The sequence below is a fragment of the Bradyrhizobium sp. genome (assembly GCF_036009065.1).
In the GTDB taxonomy this organism is placed as follows: Bacteria; Pseudomonadota; Alphaproteobacteria; order Rhizobiales; family Xanthobacteraceae; genus Bradyrhizobium.
Genome location: NZ_DASYMN010000058.1, coordinates 1 through 2,990 on the forward strand (window position 1 = coordinate 1; position 2,990 = coordinate 2,990).

Consider the following 2,990-nt stretch of genomic DNA (forward strand, 5'->3'; position numbering starts at 1 on the left):
GGGCTCGCGGTCGCCGCGTTGATGGCAGGCGCCGCCGCTGCCATTCTAGTCCTGCGTCGCTACTCGGCTTCATCCGCTCTCATCCTAGGAGCGGGAGCGTTGGTAGCCGGCCTGCTCGGGGTTCTCGCCGGAGCAAATGTCGCGTCGCCTTCCCTGCTGTTGGCAAGTTCCGCGTTCGCTGGCATCGGCTTCGGCGCTGCCTATCTCGGGGCGCTGGGCAGCATCGCGCCACTGGCGGAACCGCATGAGCGCGGCGCCTTGATGGCGGCTTTCTATATCGAGGGCTATCTGTCCATGGCTTTGCCTGCTGTCGGCGCCGGCTACTTGGCGCGGGAGATCGGGCTACTTGCGGCGGCCAACGTGTTCGGTGCTGCTCTCATCCTGCTCGCGTGCGCGGCGATATTCCTTGCGCTCGCTCAGCGTCGAGACCTTAGCCGGCGCAAGAGATCAGCAGCGTGTAGCGTGTAGCCCGGATTAAGCGGCAGCGAAATCCGGGGATGCTGCAAGACCTTTGAATACGGTTTTCTTGGCGGCGGCTTCATCCAAATGAAACGGCTGCGGATCGAACTCCGCAGCAAACCGCTTTGTATCTTCCGTCGTGACCGTAACCTCGCCGGTTTTGAAACGCATCCCCAACGCCAGGTCGTCGAACCACTCGATCATTTTTGCTTCGCCTCCAGTGAACTACGCTGATCTCTTGCGCCGGCTAAGGTCTCGACGCTGAGCGAGGGCAAGGAATATCGCCGCGCACGCGAGCAGGATGAGAGCAGCACCGAACACGTTGGCCGCCGCAAGTAGCCCAATCTCCTGCGCCAAATAGCCGGCGCCGACAGCAGGCAAAGCGTGGGACAGATAGCCCTCGATATAGAAAGCCGCCATCAAGGCGCCGCGCTCATGCGGTTCCGCCAGTGGCGCGATGCTGCCCAGCGCGCCGAGATAGGCAGCGCCGAAGCCGATGCCAGCGAGCGCGGAACTTGCCAACAGCAGGGAAGGCGACGCGACATTTGCTCCGGCGAGAACCCCGAGCAGGCCGGCTACCAACGCTCCCGCTCCTAGAATGAGAGCGGATGAAGCCGAGTAGCGACGGAGGACTAGAATGGCAGCGGCGGCGCCTGCCATCAACGCGGCGACCGCGAGCCCGCCCAACCAGGCGGCGGCAGGGTCGGTTATCGTCACGAGCAAGGACGGCATCAGCGCCAGGTAGAAGCCCGATAGGGCCCAAAGCGCTACATTGATCGGGGTCATGGCGAGGAATGCGACCCGCGCCCGCGCCGGCACAGCGACCCTCGGCTTGAAGGACCATCGGTGGAGCGATCGCGCAGTGATCGTTTCAGGGGCGTGCGCCGTCCGGATCGCCTGGACGACGACGAGCGCGAACAGCAGGACATAGCCGAGATGGAGTGGCGCAGGCGCGTATTGCGCCAGAAGGCCGGAACCCACTGCCCCGAACGCCGTGCCTGCTATCGTCGCGAGAGCGTTGGTCAGCGCTCCTCCCTGCCGGTCGATGTCGAGCATGGCAGCCCCGAGCGATGTGGTCGCAAGGCCGGTCGCGAAGCCCTGGATCAGCCGGGCAAACACCAACCACTCGATACTCCGAGCCGTGAGAAAGAGCACGAGGGCGACGCCCTCAAACGTCAGCGCCGCTAGGATGACAGGGCGACGACCTGCCCGATCGGATAGCGACCCAAAGATGAGTAGGGCGGCAAGTAGGGCCAATGCATAAACCGCGAAGATCACGGTGAGCATCAATGAAGAGAACCCCCATTCTTGCTGATACAGACGATACAGGGGGGTAGGTACGCTTGCCGCCGCGAGGAACAAAATCAACGTCACAGCATGGAGGAAGCGAGGCTGCCGATCCTGAGCGAAAGCTTCGGCCGTAGAGGTGGTCATGCGCGTGACCTCGTGGTAAAAGCAAAAAGTTTGCTTTTGGTGGTATACCTTCAACCGGCCACAAAAGCAAATCGTTAGCGTTAAGATGGGGCGGAGGCGCGTCAGAGAATGCAGAAGGAGGCAGTCGACAGGTCCAGTCCGCGACCCGGCGGGCGGAGCGCGCGGGTGCAGAAGGCCGTGCATCGGGCCGTTCGCGAGCTTCAGGCCGATGGTGGCGAAGGGGAACTGACCGTGCCCGCCGTCGCGGCTCGGGCGGGGGTCACGCCGTCGACGATTTACCGACGCTGGGGGACGCTGTCGCAGCTTTTGTCCGACGTGGCGCTGGAGAAGTTGCGCCCCGAAACGGCCCCCGTTGACACGGGAAGCCTCAAGGGGGACCTAACTCTGTGGCTTGAACAGTATGTTGAGGAGATGGCTTCCGCCCCGGGGCGTGCGATGATCCGTGACATACTCCGCGAAACGCTGCCGGGGAATGCCAGCCAATGCTCCGCTTTCACCTATGGGCAGATCGAAACCATTCACGCTCGTGCACTCGACCGAGGTGAATTAGCGCCTCCGGCAAAGCTCTTGTTGGAACGCGTCATCGCGCCCGTCATGTATCGGATTTTGTTCACTCCGGCGCCGCCCACGGCCGAAGAAGCGCACCGCCTTCTCGACGAGGTCCTGACGTACCCGTTAGGGCAAAGCAACACCGACGGCCACGGCCAATAAATGACGGCTCTCCGGTCCCAAAGCAGACCCACTCAAGATCAACTTGCCGGATGGGACTTCGCTATGGCTCGAACCAATTTGAGGTGTCACTTAGCGAACGTCCCACTCGGCGAAGCGCCCGACATCGACTTTCTCTGAGCCCGACAGACATTCCGCTTCGGATGCGCTCGTAAATGCGCGATCTGAAATGTCGGCACTTTGGCGCATCGGCCGACATTAGCTGGCAATTGAACGAGGACCGGTTAGAACGCCAAAGCAGAAACCCTGATCCGTTAACGCATTGAGAGGTGACTGCTGTTCGTCACCTCACCATCGGAGTTGCAATCTTTGCGATGCGGCGCAATGGCCCTTGCGAATACCGGCGCTGCGGCTTTTCACCGAAGACA

At 62.1% G+C, this 2,990-nt stretch carries 2 protein-coding genes and 2 pseudogenes; 2 read left to right on the forward strand and 2 right to left on the reverse strand.

Annotated elements, in window-relative coordinates; all coding sequences use genetic code 11:
• A pseudogene (locus VGP39_RS03925) lies at window positions 1-468 on the forward strand (MFS transporter); the annotation flags it as partial.
• Between the two features lie 9 nt (window positions 469-477).
• Here the strand turns inward: VGP39_RS03925 and VGP39_RS03930 are convergent.
• Both VGP39_RS03930 and VGP39_RS03935 read right to left on the reverse strand, forming a co-directional pair.
• Window positions 478-663 (reverse strand): annotated as a pseudogene (locus VGP39_RS03930) (MaoC/PaaZ C-terminal domain-containing protein); the annotation flags it as partial.
• Window positions 664-684: 21 nt separating this feature from the next.
• Window positions 685-1,893 (reverse strand): MFS transporter, encoded by a 1,209-nt coding sequence (locus tag VGP39_RS03935; protein WP_327566795.1) that lies wholly within the window; start codon window positions 1,891-1,893, stop codon window positions 685-687.
• Between the two features lie 108 nt (window positions 1,894-2,001).
• Here VGP39_RS03935 and VGP39_RS03940 point away from each other — a divergent pair, with 108 nt between their 5' ends.
• On the forward strand, window positions 2,002-2,604 hold the full coding sequence (locus tag VGP39_RS03940) for a TetR/AcrR family transcriptional regulator (protein WP_414644557.1): 603 nt from the start codon (window positions 2,002-2,004) through the stop codon (window positions 2,602-2,604).
• The last annotated feature ends 386 nt before the right edge of the window (window positions 2,605-2,990 follow it).

Coding starts and splice junctions, on each gene's coding strand:
- VGP39_RS03935 (WP_327566795.1), bottom strand. CDS start 1,893: ATGACCACCTCTACGGCCGAAGCTTTCGCTCAGGATCGGCAGCCTCGC.
- VGP39_RS03940 (WP_414644557.1), top strand. CDS start 2,002: ATGCAGAAGGAGGCAGTCGACAGGTCCAGTCCGCGACCCGGCGGGCGG.